Annotated in this window: 25 protein-coding genes and 1 other RNA gene; 2 read left to right on the top strand and 24 right to left on the bottom strand. The window is 73.1% G+C overall.

The genetic code is table 11. From position 1 onward, the window contains the following. Window positions 1-6: 6 nt before the first annotated feature. The 4 genes from OG218_RS20225 to OG218_RS20210 are packed head-to-tail and all read right to left on the bottom strand — an operon-like array spanning window position 7 to window position 3543. Window positions 7-741 (bottom strand): RDD family protein, encoded by a 735-nt coding sequence (locus tag OG218_RS20225; RefSeq protein ID WP_328295021.1) that lies wholly within the window; start codon window positions 739-741, stop codon window positions 7-9. Window positions 742-760: 19 nt separating this feature from the next. Then, entirely contained in the window at window positions 761-1219 is a 459-nt protein-coding gene (locus OG218_RS20220; RefSeq protein WP_328295020.1) for a tellurite resistance TerB family protein, read from the bottom strand. Window positions 1220-1254: 35 nt separating this feature from the next. After that, a complete protein-coding gene (locus OG218_RS20215) occupies window positions 1255-1710 on the bottom strand; it encodes an SRPBCC family protein (protein WP_328295019.1) in 456 nt (151 codons plus the stop codon). Between the two features lie 9 nt (window positions 1711-1719). After that, window positions 1720-3543 (bottom strand): DEAD/DEAH box helicase, encoded by a 1824-nt coding sequence (locus OG218_RS20210; RefSeq protein ID WP_328295018.1) that lies wholly within the window; start codon window positions 3541-3543, stop codon window positions 1720-1722. Window positions 3544-3608: 65 nt separating this feature from the next. On the opposite strand from OG218_RS20210, the gene OG218_RS20205 reads away from it, so the two are divergent. Both OG218_RS20205 and OG218_RS20200 read left to right on the top strand, forming a co-directional pair. After that, complete coding sequence (locus tag OG218_RS20205; RefSeq protein WP_328295017.1) at window positions 3609-4082, top strand: class I SAM-dependent methyltransferase; 474 nt, start codon at window positions 3609-3611, stop codon at window positions 4080-4082. Further along, window positions 4055-4408 (top strand): hypothetical protein, encoded by a 354-nt coding sequence (locus OG218_RS20200; RefSeq protein WP_328295016.1) that lies wholly within the window; start codon window positions 4055-4057, stop codon window positions 4406-4408. Before OG218_RS20205 ends, OG218_RS20200 begins: the two co-directional genes overlap by 28 nt. A 9-nt stretch (window positions 4409-4417) precedes the next feature. Here the strand turns inward: OG218_RS20200 and OG218_RS20195 are convergent, their stop codons facing one another. The 20 genes from OG218_RS20195 to OG218_RS20100 all read right to left on the bottom strand — a co-directional run bounded on the left by OG218_RS20195 (window position 4418) and on the right by OG218_RS20100 (window position 20541). Next, window positions 4418-4765 carry a DUF3039 domain-containing protein gene (locus OG218_RS20195; RefSeq protein WP_328295015.1) on the bottom strand — a complete coding sequence of 116 codons (348 nt, stop codon included), beginning with the start codon at window positions 4763-4765 and terminating at the stop codon, window positions 4418-4420. 33 nt (window positions 4766-4798) lie between these two features. Next, complete coding sequence (locus OG218_RS20190) at window positions 4799-5386, bottom strand: YqgE/AlgH family protein (protein ID WP_328295014.1); 588 nt, start codon at window positions 5384-5386, stop codon at window positions 4799-4801. 15 nt (window positions 5387-5401) lie between these two features. After that, entirely contained in the window at window positions 5402-6514 is a 1113-nt protein-coding gene (locus OG218_RS20185) for an NADH:flavin oxidoreductase/NADH oxidase (RefSeq protein ID WP_328295013.1), read from the bottom strand. A 16-nt stretch (window positions 6515-6530) separates the two neighbouring features. Next, window positions 6531-7382 carry a GGDEF domain-containing protein gene (locus tag OG218_RS20180; protein ID WP_328295012.1) on the bottom strand — a complete coding sequence of 284 codons (852 nt, stop codon included), beginning with the start codon at window positions 7380-7382 and terminating at the stop codon, window positions 6531-6533. Window positions 7383-7520: 138 nt separating this feature from the next. After that, a complete protein-coding gene (locus OG218_RS20175; protein ID WP_328295011.1) occupies window positions 7521-8885 on the bottom strand; it encodes an FtsX-like permease family protein in 1365 nt (454 codons plus the stop codon). After that, the gene (locus OG218_RS20170) at window positions 8882-9571 is read right to left on the bottom strand and encodes an ABC transporter ATP-binding protein (protein WP_328295010.1); all 690 of its coding nucleotides are present in this window, start codon (window positions 9569-9571) and stop codon (window positions 8882-8884) included. Before OG218_RS20170 ends, OG218_RS20175 begins: the two co-directional genes overlap by 4 nt. Window positions 9572-9716: 145 nt before the next feature. Then, window positions 9717-10082: a transfer-messenger RNA gene (gene ssrA / locus OG218_RS20165) on the bottom strand. Window positions 10083-10145: 63 nt separating this feature from the next. Continuing rightward, window positions 10146-11921, bottom strand: a complete 1776-nt coding sequence (locus OG218_RS20160; protein ID WP_328295009.1) for a DUF2207 domain-containing protein — start codon at window positions 11919-11921, stop codon at window positions 10146-10148. Between the two features lie 52 nt (window positions 11922-11973). Beyond that, window positions 11974-12444: an SsrA-binding protein SmpB gene (gene smpB / locus OG218_RS20155; RefSeq protein ID WP_328295008.1), complete on the bottom strand. Its 471-nt coding sequence runs from the start codon at window positions 12442-12444 to the stop codon at window positions 11974-11976. 85 nt (window positions 12445-12529) lie between these two features. Further along, the gene (gene ftsX, locus OG218_RS20150) at window positions 12530-13435 is read right to left on the bottom strand and encodes a permease-like cell division protein FtsX (protein ID WP_328295007.1); all 906 of its coding nucleotides are present in this window, start codon (window positions 13433-13435) and stop codon (window positions 12530-12532) included. Continuing rightward, complete coding sequence (gene ftsE / locus OG218_RS20145; RefSeq protein ID WP_328295006.1) at window positions 13435-14124, bottom strand: cell division ATP-binding protein FtsE; 690 nt, start codon at window positions 14122-14124, stop codon at window positions 13435-13437. Before ftsE ends, ftsX begins: the two co-directional genes overlap by 1 nt. A 113-nt stretch (window positions 14125-14237) precedes the next feature. After that, complete coding sequence (prfB, locus tag OG218_RS20140; RefSeq protein ID WP_328295005.1) at window positions 14238-15344, bottom strand: peptide chain release factor 2; 1107 nt, start codon at window positions 15342-15344, stop codon at window positions 14238-14240. Between the two features lie 37 nt (window positions 15345-15381). After that, entirely contained in the window at window positions 15382-16044 is a 663-nt protein-coding gene (locus OG218_RS20135) for an SDR family NAD(P)-dependent oxidoreductase (RefSeq protein ID WP_328295004.1), read from the bottom strand. Between the two features lie 18 nt (window positions 16045-16062). Continuing rightward, on the bottom strand, window positions 16063-16506 hold the full coding sequence (locus OG218_RS20130; RefSeq protein WP_328295003.1) for a hypothetical protein: 444 nt from the start codon (window positions 16504-16506) through the stop codon (window positions 16063-16065). Beyond that, window positions 16503-16916: a pilus assembly protein gene (locus OG218_RS20125; RefSeq protein WP_328295002.1), complete on the bottom strand. Its 414-nt coding sequence runs from the start codon at window positions 16914-16916 to the stop codon at window positions 16503-16505. The genes OG218_RS20130 and OG218_RS20125 overlap by 4 nt, the downstream gene beginning before the upstream one ends. Then, a complete protein-coding gene (locus OG218_RS20120; RefSeq protein ID WP_328295001.1) occupies window positions 16913-17266 on the bottom strand; it encodes a hypothetical protein in 354 nt (117 codons plus the stop codon). The genes OG218_RS20125 and OG218_RS20120 overlap by 4 nt, the downstream gene beginning before the upstream one ends. Before the next feature lie 20 nt (window positions 17267-17286). Then, the gene (locus tag OG218_RS20115; protein WP_380162200.1) at window positions 17287-17475 is read right to left on the bottom strand and encodes a hypothetical protein; all 189 of its coding nucleotides are present in this window, start codon (window positions 17473-17475) and stop codon (window positions 17287-17289) included. A gap of 95 nt (window positions 17476-17570) precedes the next feature. Continuing rightward, window positions 17571-18473: a type II secretion system F family protein gene (locus OG218_RS20110; RefSeq protein WP_328294999.1), complete on the bottom strand. Its 903-nt coding sequence runs from the start codon at window positions 18471-18473 to the stop codon at window positions 17571-17573. Next, the gene (locus OG218_RS20105; RefSeq protein ID WP_328294998.1) at window positions 18470-19324 is read right to left on the bottom strand and encodes a type II secretion system F family protein; all 855 of its coding nucleotides are present in this window, start codon (window positions 19322-19324) and stop codon (window positions 18470-18472) included. Before OG218_RS20105 ends, OG218_RS20110 begins: the two co-directional genes overlap by 4 nt. Then, window positions 19324-20541 (bottom strand): CpaF family protein, encoded by a 1218-nt coding sequence (locus OG218_RS20100; protein ID WP_442906534.1) that lies wholly within the window; start codon window positions 20539-20541, stop codon window positions 19324-19326. Before OG218_RS20100 ends, OG218_RS20105 begins: the two co-directional genes overlap by 1 nt. Window positions 20542-20631: the final 90 nt, after the last annotated feature.

Here is a 20631-nt window from a genome sequence, read left to right as displayed (position 1 = left end):
GTGCTCCTAGCGCTTCCGCACGACGACGGTGCGGCCCATCTTGTCGTGCAGGGCCTGCTTGCGCTGGTCCCAGCACGGCCAGAGGAAGTCGATCAGGGAGTAGAACGGCACGACCTGTCCCAGCAGGTCGCACCCCAGCCAGCGGATGATCGCCTGACCCCACGACGGCAGCCCGGGGCGCTGCCAGTCCCGGACCCGCAGCCGGAAGAGCAGCTTGCCGGGGGTCGCCCCGGCCAGCCGCACGGTGAGGATCGTGTAGACGGCACTGACGGCCAGCAGGATGAACGTGGCCGTGGAGGCGGCGCCGCTGCGGGTGGCCTCGACGATCAGCGTCGACCCGCGCTCCGGGTCTCCCGCCATCCACACGTCGAAGGCCGACCGGACCTGCGCGTCGATGGTCTGCAGGGGTGACCACGCCGCGATGGTCCCGATGACGCCGAGCAGGATCCAGTCGACGATCCGGGCCAGCAGCCGGAACCCCAACCCGCCCAGCGCCTGCCCGTCGGGGGTGGCGATGGCCTTCACCCCGGGCACGGGGTACTGCGAGGGCGGGTACTGCTGGTGCGGTGCGCCGTAGGGGCTGCGGGCCTGCTGCGGCGCGGTCGGGGCCTTGCTGAGCCAGGGCTGCGGGGGGCTGGTGGTGGCGGCCCGGTGGACGTGCTCGGTCCAGCGCCCACCGTCCCACCACCGCAGCGCGTCAGGGGCGGAAGGATCCGGGTACCACCCGGCCGGCGTGCTCATGGTCGTCAGCGTGTCAGGTTCAGGCGACGCCGAACTCGGAGGGGTCGATGCCCACGGCCTGGCAGAGCTCACGCACCGCACGCTGTTCGTTCGGGTCGAAGTCGCCGTCCGCACCGCCGATGACCACGCCGACCTGGACGACCGCGCGGGCCTGTTCGGGCTTGCTGCGCAGCTTCCCGACGGCCTGCAGCGCCTCGATCTTGCCGAAGTCGTAGTCGGCGGTCAGCTTCCCGCACCACTTGTCGAAGGACTCACGCAGTTCTCCGGCGTTGAAGATCGACAGGACGTCGTTGCTGGCGATGAAGGCCGCGGTCTTCTGGCGCTCCTCCGGCTCGATGCTGCCGTCGGCGGCCGCGATGAGGGCGCAGGTCGCCATGCTCGCCTCGGCGAAGTCCTTGCTCTTGAACTGACCGACCTTCGTCTTCAGCTGGTCGCCCGCCAGCAGGCCCTTGCTCTTCAGGTTGTCCAGGAATCCCATACCGGGGCAACGGCCACCGACCCGCGGGGGTTCCGTCAGCTGAAGCGGCGGACGATCTCGGAGTTGCGGTCGGCCAGCAGCTGGCGCAGCGTGCGACGGACGAAGAGCAGGTCGGCGACGCGGCCGAGGAGACCGTAGGGCGAGGTCCACGCCATCCGGTCGGTCATGATCGTCATTCGCGGGCCCTCGGGCTCGTAGGTGTGCTCGTGGCGGAAGGCCCGGAACGCCCCGGACTCCATCTCGTCGACGAAGCGCCGCGGGCGGTCCAGGGCGGTGATGTGGGAGGTGTGGGTGACCCGCAGACCGAGGAGGCGCAACCGCCACTGGACCTTCTCGTCCAGCTCGATCCGCCCGCTGGTGCGCCCGGCCCCCTCGACGGCCTTCACCTTGTAGCGCTTGCCCGCGACCCGCTCCACGTCGAGGTCGAGGGACATGTCGAACACCTCGGCGACGGGGGCGCGGACCATGGTCCGCTGGACGATCTCGGGCACCTCAGCAACCTAGACCATGGACAGCAGGTGATCGCGGCGAGCGCGCAGGACGTCCACCGAGGCCGAGGCCGACGGCGGTCCGGGCACCGCCGCGCGCAGCTTGGAGTAGACGCTGGCGTGCGGCATCTGCCGGCCCGCGGCGACCCGGCCGACGAGGCCGTGGATCTCCTTGCGCAGCACGGCGGCCGTGTGCCAGGTGGCGTCCTCCTGCTCGGGTTCGGCGTCCTCCGTGGGGGGCGCGTCCTCGACGTGGCGCGGGGTCGCGGTGCGCTTGCGGATCTCCGCGTCGCGCTGGTGGAGCAGCGCCGCGGTCTGCTCGGGCGAGAGCAGGCCGGGCAGGCCGAGGTAGTCCTGCTCGTCGACGCTGACCTGCGGGAGGTCGCCGGTGAGGGCCTTGCCCCCGTGCAGGACGTGGGCGAACTCGGCCTGGGCCTCGAGCGCCTCGTACTCCTGGGGGCCGCCGGGTTCGCGTTCGGGCGGCGGGAGCAGGTCCAGGCCGCCTTCGTCGACCTCGTCGGAGGAGACCGACGCGGGCGGCGGGATGACGTGGTTGCGATCGCTCTCCATCGCCGCGGCCAGCGCCAGCAGGGGGCGCACCGCGGGCAGGAAGACCGTCGCGGACTCCCCCGGTACCCGCGAGCGCACGACGCGGCCGACGGCCTGGGCGAAGAACAGCGGGGTCCGGTAGGACGTCATCCACGCCAGGCAGGCGGCGCGCGGCACGTCGACGCCCTCGGAGATCATCCGGACGCAGACCGCGAACCGCTGGTCGCTCTGCGCGAACTCGGAGATCTTCTGCGAGGCCTTCGGGTCGTCGGAGAGGATCAGCGCCGGCTTCTCCCCCGTGACCCTCTGCACGATCTTGGCGTAGGCGCGGGCGTCCTCCTGGTCGGAGGCCAACACCAGACCGGCGGCGTCGTGCATGCCGTGCTCACGCAGGTGGTCGAGGCGCTCGCCCATGGCGGCGATCACGTGCGGGACCCAGTCGCCGCGCGGGTCGAGGGCGGTCTTCCAGGCCAGCGACTCCACCGACTTGGTGGTGGCGTCGGTCAGCGAGGCGGCCACGACCTCGCCGGCGGAGTTCCGCCAGCGCGAGACCCCCGTGTAGGCGGCGAACACGACGGGGCGGACGACGCCGTCGGCGAGCGCCTCCTTGTAGCCGTAGCCGTAGTCGGCGCTGCTCCGCAGGCCGCCCTCGGACTCCGGGGAGTCGTCGTCGACGTAGTTGACGAACGGGATGCGCTCGTCGGTCTTGGTGCGGAACGGGGTCCCCGTCAGCGAGAGCCGGCGGCGGGCGTCGCCGAAGGCCTCGAACACGGCGTCACCCCAGGACAGCCCGTCCCCGGCGTGGTGGATCTCATCCATGATCACCAGCGAGCGCTTCGCGGTGGCCCGGGCCCGGTGCAGCATCGGGTGTCCCGCGACCTGGGCGTAGGTGGTGACGTAGCCCTTCATGTCGGGACGCACCGGCCCGACGGCGTTGGTCATCGTGGGGTCGAGCTCGACGCCGGCGCGGTGGGCGGCCTCGGCCCACTGGGTGCGCAGGTGGTCGGTCGGGGCGACGACGACGATCCGGTCGACCCGGCGGGAGTCCAGCAGCCGACGGGCCAGCGCGAGGGCGAAGGTCGTCTTGCCGGCGCCGGGCGTCGCGGTGACGAGGAAGTCGGCCGGTTCGTCGCGCGCGGGGTCGAAGTAGCGTTCGAGGGCGGCGTTCTGCCAGGCCCGCAGGGGACGCGCCGCGGGAGTTCCGGGGGCGTCGACCACGGGACCGTGACCGCGTGCGGTGACGGTGTCGGCCAGGGCCAGCTGGGGTTCGTGTTCGGTGGTGCTCATCGGTCCCTCCACCGTAGACGAGGCTCGGGGGTGCTCCGGCGCGGCGACGCGCGCACCATGGGGCAGTGGGTGTCGGTGAGCTGGACGGGGTGGGATGGACGAGCCTCGTGACCTTGCACCTGCGCGCCCTCGACGCCCGCTCGGCGCACCCGCTCCTGGCTGACGCGTGGGCGGTGCCCGCGCTGGAACGGTTGCGCGCGAGCGGCGCGGACGTCGACTCGCCGTGGCTGGCGGCCACCAGCGGTGACCGGGATCTCGTGGCGCTGCGGGCGGCGCAGCTGGACGCGTGGGCGGCCGAGGTGCTGCGGGCCGACCCCGACGTCACCGTGCTGCACCTGGGCTGCGGGCTGGACTCGCGCGGACTCCGGCTGGGGGCCGGGCCGAGGTGGATCGAGGTGGACACCCCGGACGTCGCCGGCGTGCGACGCGCGCTCTACCCCGGTGCACCCGGGCGGGTCGTCGCGAGTTCGGTGACCGATCCGGCCTGGCTGGCGGACCTGGGTGGCCGCGGGTGCTGGTCGTCGCGGAGGGCCTGCTGATGTACCTCTCGGCGGCCGAGGTGCAGGCGCTGCTGGAGCGGATCACGGCGCGGTTCGAGCACGGGGACGTGCTCTTCGACGTCGTCGCCCCGTGGGTGGTGCGGGTCTCGGGGTCGCTGCCCGCGGTGTACGGCGCGTTCGCGATGCACTGGGCCCCCCGGGGTCCCGACGAGGTGCGCGCCCTGGCCCCCGCGCTGCGGTTCGGCGAGGCGGTCGACGTGCTGTCGCTGGCCGACCGGATCACCTCCCCGGGCCGGCGCTGGGCCTACCGAGGTGTGCGGCGGATCCTGCCGGGCAGCATGAGGCTCACTCGGTGGACCTTCTGAGCGTTCGGCTCACGAGCCGTCGTCGCCGCCCTTGTCCCCACCCTTGTCGCCGCCCTTGCCGGAGAGCGTCTCGTAGATCTCCTTGCAGGTCGGGCAGACGGGGAAGCGCTTCGGGTCGCGTCCGGGCACCCAGACCTTCCCGCAGAGTGCGATCACGGGGTCGCCCGAGAGGGCGGACTCCATGATCTTCTCCTTCTTCACGTAGTGCGCGAAGCGTTCGTGGTCGCCGGGTTCGACCTTCTCCTCGACCTGCTCCTCGCGGTCCAGGACCGCGGTGCGGGAGGGGGTGGACGCGGGCGACTGTTCGGGCTGGGTGCGGAACGGGTCGTCGGTCGGCGAGCTCAGGCGGCCACTCATGGGCAGGATCGTACGCGCCCGGCGGGGGGCCGTTCAGTTCATGGAGACGTCGTCGGGGAAGCTGGCCACGAGGGCCAGGTCACCCCCCTGACGGCGCAGCACCTGCGCCCACAGGTCGTGCGGGGTGTCGCTGAAGGCGTCCCGGGCCTCGGCGGGCAGGACGAACCAGGCCCCCTCGGCGATCTCCGTCTCCAGCTGCGAGGCGCTCCACCCGGAGTACCCGGCGAAGATCCGCAGCCCGGACAGCTCCGCGACGACGGCCTCGGGTGGCGTGTCGAGGTCGACGAGGCCCACCGAGCCGAGCCCGACGGAACCGAAGACGCGACGGACACCGAGCGGGTCGGGTCGGTCCCCGGGCACGGCGACGAGCCCCAGGGCGGAGTCCAGCGCCACCGGGCCACCCTGGAAGAGCTTGCCCGGGGCCGTCGCGAAGGGCTGCCAGCCGGGCAGGACGCTGTCCACGTCGACGTCCAGCGGCCGGTTCACGACGACGCCCAGCGCGCCGTCCTCGTCGTGGTTGAGCACGAGGACGACGGCACGGGCGAAGTTCTCGTCGGTCAGCGCGGGGGTCGCGAGCAGCAGCCGTCCGGCCAGGGTCGACGACGGGATCGCGCTGCTCACCTCCCCATCATGTCCTCACACCCGCGGCTGCACGAAGGGAACCGGCGCCCGCGTGGCGCGGACGTACTGCGGCGGCCACGCGACCGCCTCCGGCGAGTGCAGCGCCTGAGCGGCGCGCTGCGGCCAGCGCGGGTCGGCGAGCAGGGGGCGGGCGAGGAAGACGGCGTCGGCGTCACCGCTGACGAGGAGCTGCTCGGCCTGGGCCGGTTCGAGGATGAGACCGACGGCGGCGACGGGGACACCCGTCTCGCGGCGGATCCGGGCCGCGTTGGGCACCTGGTAGCCGGGGCCGACGGGGATCTGCTGCTCCGGGGCGTTCCCGCCGGAGCTGGCGTCGATCAGGTCGGCCCCGTGGGCGGCGAGTTCCCGGGTCAGCTCCACGGACTCCGCGACGTCCCAGCCACCCGGCACCCAGTCGGAGGTGGAGAGGCGGACCAGGACCGGCTTCTCCTGCGGCCACACCGCCCGGACGGCGTCGAGGACCTCGAGCAGCAGCCGCGACCGGCCGGCGAGGTCACCGCCGTAGGCGTCGGTGCGGTGGTTGGAGACCGGTGAGAGGAACTGGTGCAGCAGGTAGCCGTGGGCCGCGTGCAGCTCGACGACGTCGAAGCCCGCGGCGTCGGCGCGGCGGGCGGCCTCGGCGAAGCCCGCCACGACCCGGGCGATGCCGTCGAGGTCGAGTTCGGTGGGGGTCGCGTAGCCGCCGAAGGCGAGCGCGCTCGGGGCGACGGTCTCCCAGCCGCCGTCGGCGGGCGGGACGCTGCCCTGCTGCTCGGCCCAGGGCCGGTAGGTGCTGGCCTTGCGGCCGGCGTGGGCGAGCTGGACACCGATCGCGACGCCCTGGGAGTGGACGAAGTCGACGATGCGGGTCCAGCCCCGCGCCTGCTCCTCGTTCCACAACCCGGCGTCCTGCGGGCTGATCCGGCCCTCGGGGACGACGGCCGCGGCCTCGGTGAGGACGAGCGCGGCCCCGCCGACGGCCAGTCCCCCGAGGTGGACGAGGTGCCAGTCGGTGGGGACGCCCGGCGCCCGTTCGGCGTCGCAGGAGTACTGGCACATCGGGGAGACCCAGATGCGGTTCGCGAACGTCGTGCCGCGCAGGGTGAGGGGTTCCAGCAGTTTGGCCACGAGGGGAAGCTACCCCTCAGCGGGAACGGCGCTTGTCCTCGTACATGTGCCGGTCCGCGCGGGCCAGCACCTCGGCCGTGGACTCGCCGAGGTCGTCGACGACGAGGCCGACGCTGCAGGACACCGTGATCACCGTGCCGTCGGGCAGCGACACCGGGACGCCGGCGACGGCTTCGCGCAGCCGGTGGGTCAGGGCCTGCGGTTCGACGTCCAGCGAGCTCTCGACGAGGACGATGAACTCGTCGCCGCCGAAGCGGGCGACGGTGTCCTCCCCGCGCGAGGCCCCGGTGAGCCGTTCCGCGATGCGCACCAGGGCGTGGTCGCCGACGAGGTGGCCGTGGACGTCGTTGAGCTGCTTGAGGTCGTCGACGTCGCAGAACGCGACGACCGGGGCGTGGCCCGTGCGGCGGGCACGGGAACGGGCCAGGGCCCAGCGGTCCTCCAGCAGGCCACGGTTGGGCAGACCGGTGAGGCGGTCGTGGGTCGCGCGGTGGGTGAGGTCGCGGGTGCGCGCGACGTGCTGGCTGACGTCCCAGCAGGACAGGCTCAGCCCACCGGAACCGTCGGCGGGGCCCAGCAGCACCTCGACCGTCACCGTCTCGCCGTCGGGGCGCACGAACCGCCACTCGAAAGCCGTCTGCTCGCCCGGCACCCCGTGCTCGAGCGCCTCGAGCACCTCGGTGACGTCGTCGCGGTGGACGAGGTCGGCCAGCGCCAGCCCCGTCGCCTCCTCGGCCCCCGAGCGGCCCAGGAGGTCGGCGGCGGCAGGGTTCGCCCACGTCGTGAGCCACCCGTCCCCGCCCGGAGCGACGAGGAGCGTGGCCAGCGGAGAGTCCTCCACGAGGCGCCGGTAGTCGGCGTCCTGCACAGCTCCCCCTCGGTCCGGCCGACTCCGGAGGAGTCGGTGTCAGCCGACCGTACGAGTTCGAACGGCGTGTCTCGCAGCCCGATCCGAAAGACCCCCGACCTGGCGCACACCGCGCGACGCTGCGTTCTGACGAATCACTCAGCGAGACGGGATTCCCGTCGGATCGCCCTGCGCGGCGGCGACGACGAGCGACCGGCTGGCCCTCGCCGCACCCAGGACGAGACCGGCACCGGCCACCGCGCAGCCCACGAACCACAGGACACCCGTCGGCGCCGCCGACAGCAGACCGATCACCGGGGAGACGATCAGCAGCGCCAGCGCGCCCGCCCCGCCCATCGTGACCACGAGCGGGATCCACGTCTCCCGGGACCGCGCGGCGTGCAGGACGGCGACATCGGTCCCCGCCAGGTGCAGCGTCCGGTAGCGACCGCGGGAGTCCAGCACCCGCGACGCCTGGGTCACGCCCGTCGAGACGGCCGCGAGGACCGCGGCGATGACGAGCGTCACGGCCGCCCCGGTGCCGATGTCACCCAGCAGCTGCGCGTCCCCCTCACCGGGCGAACCGGCGGTCAACCCCGGGGTCACGCTCAGGCACCCCGCGACGAACGTGACCAGCGAGATGCCCCCCACGCTGCGCCAGGTGCTCTTCGGGTCCTCGCTCATCCGCCGCGCGGCCAGCAGCGTCGGGACCGTCCGGGCCCGGGCCCCCAGGACCCGGCCGAGGACGGAGACGAGCAGCGGCCCGACGAGGTTGAAGACCGCGAACGCACCGGCCAGGAAGCCGACCAGGACCAGCGCCCCGACCACCACACCGGCCCCGAACACCACGCTGCCCGCGTTGAAGGCGGCGACGAAACCCACCCCCAGCACCAGCACCGGAACGACCCGCGTCCAGCTCAGGCCCTTCTGCGGCAGGCGCTGCGCCACCCCGAGCGGCGTGATCGCGACCCGTCGCAGACTGACGGCGGAGGACACCAGCGCGACGAGCAGGACCGCCGCGACGGTCGCCAGCACCGGCCACGGGCCCAGCCGCAGCTCGGCGACGTCGAAGGCGCGGCCCTGGAACCGCAACCGGGCGAGCGCCGGCAGCGCCACCACGTCGAGCACCACACCCAGCGCCGCGCCCACGACGGCCTGCACGGCCGCGTCGAGGAGGGTCATCGCACCGATCTGCGTGCTCGTCGCCCCCGCGAGGCGCAACCGGGCCAGCCGCTCGTCGCGCCGGGCGACCGTGAGGCGGGCCGCGGCCGCACCGAGGGTCGCCGTCGGCACCAGCAGCAGCGCGACGGAGACCCAGGAGAGCAGGGGGTAGACCTGCGCGTCGGAGTCCGCCCCGGCGCTCGCGGCCCGGGCCGCGAAGGCCTGCACCCCGCCGGCGACGGTGAGCACCGACCACGTCGTGACGGCGAAGGCGGTGACGGCCAGCGTCGTCGGCAACCGGTCGCGCGAGGTGCCGTGGGTGTGACGGGCCAGCGACCACCAGATCGCCAGGGTGGCGTTCACGCGCAGATCCCGGCCGGGGCGCGGAACTCGCTGACGACGTGACCGTCGCGCATGGCCAGCGTCCGGTCGCACCAGCGGGCGACCCCGGCGTCGTGGGTGACCACGACCAGGGCCGCGCCGGTGGCGCGGGTGGCGGAGGTCAGCAGCTCGAGGACCTCCCGACCCGTGGCCTGGTCGAGCGCGCCGGTGGGTTCGTCGGCGAAGACGACGCTGGGCGAGCCGACCAGGGCCCGCGCGATCGCGACGCGCTGCGCCTGTCCCCCGGAGAGCTCGCCCGGTCGCCGGTGCTCCATGCCCGCCAGCCCCAGCTTCGCCAGGAGCTCCCGCGCCCGGGCCGTGGCGGCAGCGCGGGACTGCCCGGCGAGCATGAGCGGCAGGGCGGTGTTCTCGTCGGCCGGCAGTTCGGAGAGCAGCTGACCGGACTGAAAGACGAAGCCGAAGTCGTTGCGTCGCAACACGGTGCGGGTGGCGTCCGACATGGATCCGAGATCACGTCCGGCCAGTTCGACGGCCCCGGAGGTGGGGCGGAGGATCCCGGCGAGGACGTGCAGCAACGTGGTCTTGCCCGACCCCGAGGGCCCCATCACGGCGAGCGACTCCCCGGCGGGGAGCGTGACGTCGACGTCGTCGAGGGCGCGGGTGGTCCCGTAGGTCATGACGAGACCGCGGGCGGTGAGGATGTCCATGCCTCGAGCCTGTCGATCCGCTGTGGCTCGCGCGTCGGAGCGGGGACGGAGTTCCCGGACGCCGGGTCAGCCCTGGGACCTACGCCCGGCCCGGGAACGCGAGAGCGCCCCGACCGGACCAGCCGGTGGGGCGCTCTCGTGGTGCTGGTGGAGATGGCGGGAATCGAACCCGCGTCCGATAGCGTGAAACCAGGGCTTCTCCGGGTGCATCCTGTTCAGCGGTCTGCTCGGCCCCGATGCTCATACAGGCATGTCACCGCCGGGCCCAGCCGCGTTGATTGTCCCTCTCACCTACGCGACCTCGGTGAGAGGTGAGCCCCCTAGCTGATGCCAGGACCCGGGGCGGGAGCACACCCGGGCTGACAGAGTCACACTCGCTCAGGCGGCGAGGGCGAACTCGGTGCGCTTGGAATCGGCACCTATTGGTTTGCATGGATCGTTGACGAGATGACCATGCATCCTCGACCCGCTTCCCCTGGCTCGACGTCCACCGTCGAAACCTGTCATCCCCATGTTCAGTTGTGTCCCTAGCGTACCCCTCAACGGCCGAGCCGTCGCCCACATTCCTGCTCGCTCACCAGGACCCACCGCCACCGCCACCGGCCCCTCCCCCGGTGAACCCGCCGCCACCGCCGAACGAGCCGGAGCTCGCCGTGGCGGGGGGTGCGGCGCTGAGGGCGTCGGTGGTGCTGGCGGAGAAGCCGCCCATCGTCCCGGCGAAGAGGGCGACGTTGAAGGTCGACCCTTCGTGTGCCCGCCCGGAGTACCAGCCGGGGACGGGCAGGGGTGCGTCGGCCGCCTGCAGGGCGCGGGCGCCGGCGACCCAGGCGTCGGTGGCGTCGAGGGCGACGGCGTAGGGCACGAGCCGGGCGAAGCGGTGCGGGGCACCGCCGTCGGCGAGCGCGTCGGCGTCGCCGTAGCGGGCGAGGGTGGCGGCGAACTCGCCGGCCTGCCGGCGGATCTCGCGTCCCCGGGCGGTCAGCGGGCTGGGTGCGGCTCCGGCGAACCCGGCGACGAGGGCGAGGAGTCCGACGGCGGTGACGGCGACGCCGACGAGGGCGTGGGTCGTCCAGAGCGCCAGGACCAGGGTCAGCGCACCACCGGCGAGGGCCACCAGGGCGCTGCGCAGCGCCCACCGGCGCAGCACGTTCCGCGGGCGGTCGGTGAACAGGCCGCGGGCGACGGCGTCGTCCTCGAGCAGGTCCTTCGTCAGCCCGGTCCCGGCCCGGGCGGTGGTGCGGACCGCGGACAGCGAGGTGTCGTCGCCCTCGGCGAAGACGGTGTCCAGCAGCCGTCGTTCGGCCGGGGCGAGCGGATCGGGACTGTCGGTGCGGGTGAGGTCCCATTCGGCGACGGAGCCGTCGGGGGCGGTGACCTCCTCCAGACGCAGGTGCCCGCGCTGGGCGAGGTCGAGCAGGGTGGCGACGACGTCGACGGTGCGCGCGCCACCGTGCACGACGGTCCCGAGCACCCCGGGCGGGACGTCGGTGACCCCGACGGCCCCCTGGGTGGCGCGGGCCTCCGGACGACGGCGGGCCAGCGCGATCCCCCCGGCTCCGAGAGCGAGGACACCTGCGGCGGCGCCCAGGGTCGGGCCGTCGGCGGTGAAGGCGCGGGCCGGGCTGAAGGTGTCGACCAGCAGCGGGGCGACCGGGCTCAACGATCCGACAGGCAGGCCGGCGGCGATCGTCACACCCTGTTCGGGGCCCAAACCGGTGGCGCCGAAGGTCGCACCGGTGGCGGTGGCCTGGGCCGAGCAGCGGTCGGTGCTGCCCTCCGCGCCCTGGAAGCACCGGGGATCGGTGACGGCGGCCGGGGTCTCGAGGGTGACGTCGACGCGGTCGATCGGGACCTCCCACCCGGTGCCGACGACGTCGTAGGCGAGCTGCAGTCCCCCGTCGACGCGGTCGACGACGGCGGGGACGGTGTAGGTGAGGACGTAGGTCTCCCGGCCGGTGACGTCGTTCGCGGCGGGATCGCCGATGCGGACGTCGAGGAAGCCGTCGTCGGTCTCGGTGCTCACCTGGGTCGCGGCCCCGGTCGGGCTGGTGACCTGCAGGTCGCGCACGGGGTAGCGGCGGTCGTGGGTCTGGTCGTGCGGCGCCTGGACGGGGAGGAAGCGTTCCAGGCCGTGGTGGCCCTCGCGGCCGAAGTCGTAGCTGATCTCCTCGCGCACGGCGACGGACCCGTCGGCACCGACCGTGAGCCGGGCCGCGTAGGAGTCGACGCGCTCGTCGTCGGAGGGACCGTCGGCCGAGGCCGAGGCCGAGGCCGAGGCCGCGGTGGCCAGCGGCCCCAGGATCAGGGCCGCCGCCCCGAGGCCGGCGAACAGGGTCGTCACGGTGCGCATGGACCGATGACAGCGCTCACGGACCGGGCGCGCATCCGCAGTTCGTCGGACGTCAGCGGTTCTTGCGCTCCGACATCGCGCGGTCGGCCTCGCGCCGGTCCTGACGTTCGCGCAGGGTCTGGCGCTTGTCGTAGTTCTTCTTGCCCCGGGCCAGCCCGATCTCGACCTTGACCTTGCCGTCGTTGAAGTAGAGCGCCAACGGCACGATCGTCAGCCCGAACTCGCGGACCTTCCCGGCCCAGCGCTCGATCTCCTCGCGGTGCAGGAGGAGCTTCCGCTTGCGTCGCGGGGTGTGGTTGGTCCACGTGCCCTGGACGTACTCGGGGATGTGGACCCCTTCGAGCCACATCTCACCGCGGTCGATGTGGGCGAAGCCGTCCACCAGGGACGCCCGCCCCATCCGCAGCGCCTTGACCTCGGTGCCCATCAGGCTGACGCCCGCCTCGTAGACGTCGTCGATGAAGTAGTCGTGGCGCGCCTTGCGGTTGCTGGCGATCACCTTGCGACCGGTCTCGCGCGGCACGTGGACCTCCAGGTCTCGATCTCGGACCCTCGAGTCTAGGCGCCGCGCGCCGGGTCCCGCACCGCGGTTCTCCCGCGGCCCCGACTCAGACCTTCAGCCAGCGGCGCAGGCTGAACAGCGAGGCGATGACGGCGAAGACCACGCCGACGGCGACGATGATCGGTCCGGTCTCGGTGAGCACGTCGTGGGTCGAGATGAGCCGCGTCGTGAACCCCGGCCGCGACTGCAGCCTCGAGACCCCGAAGTTGACCATCGCCCACAGCGCTCCGGAGGCGAGGACGCCGCCGACGAGGCTCGCGACGACCCCCTCGAGGACGAACGGCAACTGGATGAGAGCCCGCGAGGCCCCCACCAGGCGCATGATCGTCGTCTCCCGACGGCGGCTGAACGCGGTGAGCCGGATGGTCGTGGAGACGAGCATCATCGAGCAGATCAGCATGAGCGCGGCCAGCCCGAGCGAGACGCGCGTCGCGGTGTCGAGCACCGTGAACAGCGGCTGCAGGATGGCGCGCTGGTCGGGGATCTCCTCGACCCCCGCGGAGTCCTGGTACGCGGCGGTGAGCTCGAGGTAGCGCGAGGGTTCCTTGAGCTTCACGCGGAAGGACTCGGGGAGCTGGTCGGCGGTGACGTTGTCGGACAGGCCCGGCGCCGTCGTCTCCTTGAAGTTCTGGTACGCCTCCTGCTTCGACTCGTAGTAGACCCGCTCGACCAGCGGGTCCGCGGTCAGCGCGTCCCGCAGGGCGGTGCGCTGGGTGTCGGTGACGGCACCGCCGGGGCAGCTCGTGGCCAGGGACTCGTCCCCGCACAGGAAGATCGACACCTGGACGCGGTCGTACCACTCGCCCTTGAGGGTCCCCGCCTGCTTCTGCACGAGCAGACCGGTCCCGAAGAAGAACAACGACACCATCGTGACGAGCACGACGGAGAGCGTCATCGTGAAGTTGCGGCGCAACCCGGTGAACATCTCACCGAGGACGAAACCGATCCGCATCAGCGACCCGATCCGTAGACGCCGCGGTCCTCGTCGCGCACGACGCGACCGTCGCGGAGCTCGACGACGCGCTTGCGCATCTGGTCGACGATGTCGTCGTCGTGCGTGGCCATGACGATCGTGGTCCCCGTGCGGTTGATCCGGTCGAGCAGCTTCATGATCCCGACGCTGGTCTCGGGGTCGAGGTTCCCGGTGGGCTCGTCGGCCAGCAGCAGCGAGGGCCGGTTGACGAACGCGCGCGCGATGGCGACGCGCTGCTGCTCACCCCCGGAGAGCTCGTGCGGACGGCGCTTCTCCTTGCCGGCCAGCCCGACGAGACCGAGGGTCTCGGGGACGGTCTGGGCGATGACGTGACGCGGTTTGCCGAGCACCTGCAGGGCGAAGGCGACGTTCTCGTAGACGGACTTGTCGGCGAGGAGGCGGAAGTCCTGGAAGACGACCCCGATCTGGCGACGCAGGGCCGGCACCTTCCAGGAGCGCAACCGGCCGACGTCACGCCCGGCGACCTGGACGGACCCGCTGCTGGCGCGCTCCTCCTTGAGGACCAGGCGCAGGAAGGTCGACTTCCCCGACCCGGACGGACCGACGAGGAAGACGAAGTCGCCCTTGTCGATCTGGAGGGTCACCTCCGCGAGCGCGGGGCGGTGCCCCTCGCCGTAGACCTTGCTGACGTGCTCGAAGGTGATCACTCGTGGGGGTGGTCAGTCTCGGGGACAGGGAGAACTGGTGCTGCTCTGACCACCACCACCATACGGTCCGCCCACTGTGGGTGAGCGCAAGACTCCCCGCGGGTGATCTTCGGTCAGGCCTGCTCGACCTGCTTGCGCCAGCGGATGCCCGCGTCGAGGAAGCTGTCGATCTCGCCGTCGAAGACGTTGGAGGTGTTGCCGACCTCGTAGTTCGTCCGCAGGTCCTTGACCATCTGGTACGGGTGCAGGACGTAGGAACGCATCTGGTTGCCCCACGAGCCGGAGTCGTCGCCCTTGAGCGCGTCGAGCTCGGCCTGGCGGTCCTTGCGGGCCTTCTCCAGCAGCTTGGCCTGCAGGACGCGCATGGCCGCGGCCTTGTTCTGCAGCTGCGACTTCTCGTTCTGGCAGGTCACGACGATGCCGGTCGGGAGGTGGGTCAGGCGCACCGCGGAGTCGGTGGTGTTGACGGACTGACCACCGGGACCCGAGGAGCGGTAGACGTCGACGCGGACCTCGTTCTCGTTGACGTCGACGTGGTCGGTCTCGGCCACGACGGGCAGGACCTCGACGCCGGCGAAGGACGTCTGGCGACGCCCCTGGTTGTCGAAGGGCGAGATCCGCACGAGGCGGTGGGTGCCCTGCTCCACGGACAACGTGCCGTAGGCGTAGGGCGCGGCGACCTTGAAGGTGGCCGACTTGATGCCCGCCTCCTCGGCGTAGGAGGTGTCGTAGACCTCGCTCTTGTAGCCGCGACGTTCCGCCCAGCGCAGGTACATCCGCATCAGCATCTCGGCGAAGTCGGCGGCGTCGACACCACCGGCCTCGGAACGGATCGTGACGATGGCCTCGCGGTTGTCGTACTCCCCGGACAGCAGGGTGCGGACCTCGAGCTGCGCCAGCTGCGCCTTCACCGTCTCCAGCTCGGCCTCGGCCTCGACGAGGGAGTCGGCGTCGTTCTCGTCCTCGGAGAGCTCGACGAGCACCTCGAGGTCGTCGATGCGACCGCCCATCTTCTCGATGCGGTCGAGCTCGGCCTGCACGGCAGAGAGGCGGCTGGTGACGGTCTGGGCGTGCTCGGGGTCGTCCCACAGGCTCGGCGCGGCGGCCTCGTCGTTGAGGTCGGCCAGTTCCTTGCGCAGCGCTTCGAGGTCCGACACCTCGCGGATGGACGCGTACGTCGTGCGCAGGGCGGAGATCTCAGCGGGGAAGTCGATGGCCACGACCGACGAGTCTACGTCGGGGCACCCGGCCCGCCCTTCACGCGAACGCCGCGGAGGACAGGTCGCGCTCGTCCTCGACGATCGCGCGCACGATCCGTTCCGCCACCGCCTCCGGGTCCAGGCCGGTCGGCAGCCGGGGTGCGGTCCCGGCGACGGGACGCTGCGCCAGGCCCGTCTCGGTGTGCGGGGGGCGCACGTCGACCACCCGCACCTCGCGCCGGACCTCCCGGGCCAGCGCCTGGGTGAAGGAGCTGAGCGCCGCCTTCGCCGCGGAGTACGCGGCCATCCCCGGCTGTGGCCGTTCGGCGACGACCGCGGAGACGACGACGGCGAACCCGCCCGTCGTGATCTGCGGGACGGCCGCGCGCAGCAGCCGGATCGGCCCGAGGGTGTCGGCGAGGAACAGCTCGTCGAGGAGCTCGTCGTCGGCCTCCACCCCCGGACCGAAGGCGACGACGCCGGCCGCGTGGACCAGGCCGTCGAGGCCACCGAGGTGGTCGACGGCCTCCGCCACGAGACGTTCCGGCTCCCCCGGCAGGCGCAGGTCGGCGGCCACGGCGTGGGCTCCCTCGAGCGTCGAGACGTCCCTCCCGCTGAGGACCACCCGCGCCCCGGCCCGGGTCAGGAGGCGCACGATCGGCCGTCCCAGCCCCCCGCCGGCACCCGTGACGAGGATCCGTGCGTCCTTGAGTTCGCTCACGCTGTGACGCTGACACGTTCAGCGCAGGTCGGCGACCGCACGCGACGTGGCCCGCAGCCGGATCCCGGCCGCGAACGCCTCGGGGACGAAGGCGACGAACAGCGGCCGGACGTCGACGTCCAGGACCACGACCGCCGTGCGCCCGTCCGGGGTTCCCGTGCCCGCGGCCACGACGACACCGGCCAGGTCCGCGTGGGCGGCGACGTAGTCGGCCGCGCTGGCCCGGACGGAGGCGTCGGAGAGCAGCAGGTCGCCGTCGCCCGTGTAGTAGGCCGCGTCGTCGAGGGCGTCGGCCGCGTCGGCCGCCGCGGCGTCGGCCACCGCGTAGAGACGCTTGCGCTGCAGGTGCACCGCCGAGGCGGACACCACGACCAGCACCAGGACCATCGCGAGCAGGCCGAAGGCCAGCGACAGCAGCGCGATCCGCCCCTCGTCCCGGCACCCCTCGGACGCGTCGCTCACGAGGCGAACCGGTCGACGACGGCGACCCGGCGCACCTGCACCGGGACGTGCGCCGGGACGGCCCCGCCCAGGAGACCCGGGACGAAGGGCAGCTCGACGTCGATCCGCACCGTCGCGGCGATCTCCGCCTCCGGTGAACGGCACGGGTCCGCCGCGCACTCCAGCACCAGCGTCCCCGGCGGGGTCGCGAACCCCTGGTCGGCCAGCGCGAGGGCCACCGACGTCTCGGCGAGGGTCTCCCCGTCGGCCGTGGTCGCGAGCACCCGCGACGCCTCCCGCGCCCCGGACTCGGCGGCGAACGTCGCCGCCTGGACCCGGCCCAGGGTGAGGACCAGGTAGGCGATGGGCACGAGCAGGAGCACGCCCACGACGAGGAACTCCACCGCCGCACTGCCCTCGTCGCGGGTCACCGCGCGCCCTCCAGGACCGCGTGGCCCTCGAGGTGCATCCCCCGGCCGACGCCGAACAGGCCGATCACGGGCAGCGGCGCGTCCACGTCGACCTGCACGACGCGCAGCCCGCCGAGGTCGACGACGTCCGCCGCGACGTGGTCGGCGAAGCGGGGCGAGAGCGACGCGGCCAGGAGTTCCCGGCTGCGCCGTGCGCCGAGTTCCGGGGTGTTGCCCCGCAGGGCGCCGAACCGGGCCCCCTCCCCCGCGCAGTCCGCGGCCGTGGCCCGGACGTGCTGCACGACGGCGAGCTGCACGACGGCCGCGAACAGCAGCGCCAGCAACCCCGCGACGGCCGCGAACTCCGCCACGGCGGAACCCTCGTCCTTCCTCACAGCTGCCCGACGACGGCGTCCATCGCCTGGGTGAACACCGCCTCCAGGCGGGGGCCGGCGACGGCCCACAACCCGACGACCAGCCCGGCCGTCATGATCGTGACCAGCACCCAGCCGGGGACGTCGCCCCGGTCGTCGGAGTTCTCCCGGACGTTCGCCAGGGCACGGGCGATCCAGGTGCGCACGCGGTGCAGGTCGAGCGTCGACACGGACGGTCTCCAGTTCCTCGGTGTTCAGGGGTTCGGACAAGGGGTTCGGACGAGGGGTTTCGAGAGGGGTGTCAGCCGAGCTGCAGCTGGGCCAGGCCGGGGTAGACCGCGAAGAGCACGGTGACGGGCAGGACACCGAAGACGACGGGGACCATCATCTGGACCTCCTTGCGACCGCCGCTCTCGATGAGTCGGCGTCGCTCGGCCTCGCGGGCGTCGCCCGCCTGGGCGCGCAGCACCTCGGCCAACGGGCTGCCCGCCTCGACGGCCACGGCGATCCCGTCGACGAACCGGGTGAAGGGCGCGACGCCCCACCGCCCGGCGAGGTCCAGCAGCGCGTCCAGCAGCGGCGTCCCGGTGCGGACCCGGCCCAGGCTGTGCCGCAGCTGCGCGCACAACGGGCCGTTCCCGGCGGCGACGCGCTCCAGCGCACCGGCGACGTTCTCCCCCGCCCCCACGGACAGGGCGAGCAGTTCCGCGACGTCGGGCAGGTCCGCCGCGATCTCCGCCCGGCGGACCCGGACCCGGCGGGCCAGGAGTTCCCCCCGGACCAGGGCGCCGGCGAACCCACCCGCCACCACGAACGCCACGACCGTGACCGGGGTCGACCCGCCGGCCAGGAACCCCGCGGGCACCGCCGACACGACCCCGGCGACCGAGAAGAGAACCTGTTCCGCGCGGTGCTGGGCGAGGGCGGCCTCCAGTCCGGACGCCCCGTCGGAAGCAGGGTCGAGGGACGGGTCCAGGACCGCCAGTCGTTCGGCGACCACCCGCCCCGACCCCAACCGCGCGCCCACCGCGGACCCGAGACCGCGCAACGGATCGGCCCACCACGACGCCCGGTACGACGGGGCGGCGCCGAGGTAGGGGCCGACACGGGCCTCGATCCCCGGCGAACGGTTCCACGGCGCGGCGTGCAGGAGCACGAGGAAACCCGTCCCGGCCAGCAGCCCGAGCAGGATCCCGACGTTCACGACAGCACCCGTCGCGTCGTGGGCAGGCGGCCCAGGCGGGACATCGCCGCGTAGGAACCCGCGGAGACGACCGTTCCCACCAGCAGCACCAGGGCCCCGGCCGAGGAGTCGAAGGCCTCCAGGGTTCCCGGGCGGGTGGCCAGCAGCGCCAGGACGATCCACGGAGCGGCGACGGCGAGCCGCGCCGCCGAGACCGTCCAGCTCTGACGGGCCAGGAGTTCACCGCGGGTGCGCTGGTCCTCGCGCAGGTAGCCGGACAACGTCCGCAACGTGGTCCCGAGGTCGCTGCCACCGACCTGCCGGGTCATCCGCAGGGTGGCGGCGAGCCGGTCGAACACCGGGTCGGCGAGTTCCTCCTGCAACCGGCGGAGTTCGGTGTCGAAGGCACCGCTGGCGCGGTGGCCGGCGGCGAAGCGCGCGAAGGCCGGTCGCAGCGACTGCGGCCCCCGGCTCGCGAGACCGCAGACGGCCTCAGGCAGGGACGACCCGGCCCGCACCGCCGAGGCGAGGGTGTCGACGACGTCCGGCCACTGCGCGGCGGTGTCCTGGCGGCGTCGCCGGACGCGCTGCCGCAGACCGAGCACGGGCAGGACGGTGGCGGCGCACCCCGCGGCAGCGCCGAGGACGAGGACCCCGCTCGTCCCGGTCACCACCACCGCGCCCAGCACCCCCGCGAGCAGGCACGCCGCGGGCAGCACGGGGACGGGAACCTCCCGCCACCCCGCGGCGTCCAGGAGTTCGCGGACGCGGGAGGCGCGGCGGGCAGCGGCGCGGGGCGGCCGTTCCCAGCAGGCCCACCACGCGCAGAACAACCCGACGCCGAACACCACGCCGATGCCGACGCCGTCCATCAGGACCCACCCGCCAGCAACGCCGTCAGGTCGAAACCCGCGCGCGCGAACCGGTCGCGGTGCGGCGGCCACCCGCTCCCCCGGACGAGGGCACCGTCACGGGTGACGAAGACCTCCGCGGTCTCGACGACGCCACCCTCGGTGCGACCCGTGACGGCCAGGACCTCCCGCACCCGCCGCCGCCCGTCGACGTCGAGTTCCGCGTGCACGACGAGGTCGAGGCTCGCCGCCACCGCGGGGACGACGAAACCGCTCGTCACGTTCTCCCCGGCCAGCAGCGGCAACGTGCACATCTTGGCGACGGCGTCGGCGGCGGAGTTCGCGTGGATCGTCGCGGCCCCCGGCAGGCCGCTGTTCAGCGCGATGAGCAGGTCGAGGCTCTCGGCCTGGCGCACCTCCCCCACGACGAGTCGGTCCGGGCGCATCCGCAACGCCTCCTTCACCAGGCGCCGCAACGGGATCTCCCCCCGCCCCTCGAGGTTCGGCTGGCGGCACTGCATCGCGACGACGTCGCGCGCGGCGAGCTGCAGTTCGAAGACCTCCTCGCAGGTGATGACCCGCTGGTTCGCCGGCACCGCGCTGAGCAGGCAGTTCAGGAGCGTCGTCTTGCCGGCCTGGGTCGCACCGGAGACCAGGAGGTTCAACCCGGAGGTGACGGCCGCGGCGAGGAACGCGGCGGCCGGGGCCGTCAGCGAACCGAGGGTCACCAGGTCGTCGAGGCGGCGGGCCCGGGCGACGAAACGCCGCACGTTCACCGCCCAGTGCCGACGGGTGACGTCGGGGATGACGACGTGGACCCGGGAACCGTCGGGCAGCGCGGCGTCGACGAACGGGCTCGAGAGGTCCACCCGACGGCCGGTGCTGGCCAGCATCCGCTCGACGAGTTCGGCGACGGTGTCCTCGTCGAGGATGGTGGTCGTGAGTTCGGAGACCCCGCCGCGGGCCACGAACACCTTCCCGGGTTCGTTGATCCAGATCTCCTCGACCTCGGGGTCGTCGAAGTAGCGCTGCAGCGGGCCGAAACCCGACACCGCGGCCATCACCGCACGCACGGCCTGGTTGCGGTCGTCGAGGCCCGGCAGGGAACCGTCGAGGGAACGCAGGTCGTAGTCGAGCACGACGCCGTCGACGAGGGCCCGGAGTTCCGCGGGGTCGCCGCGGAAACGACCCGCCGCGATCCGGCGGCGCACCAGCGTGCGCACCTCGTCCTCGACCATCCGCACCGCGTCCACGTCCACCCCCTGCTTCTCGGTCCCCGGTTCTCGTCCGGAGACGGTAGGGCAGCAGGGCCGTGTGGCGTTCGGGTG

It is taken from the genome of Kineococcus sp. NBC_00420, from assembly GCF_036021035.1.
In the GTDB taxonomy this organism is placed as follows: Bacteria; Actinomycetota; Actinomycetes; order Actinomycetales; family Kineococcaceae; genus Kineococcus.
This window is presented reverse-complemented; position numbering and strand designations above follow the sequence as displayed.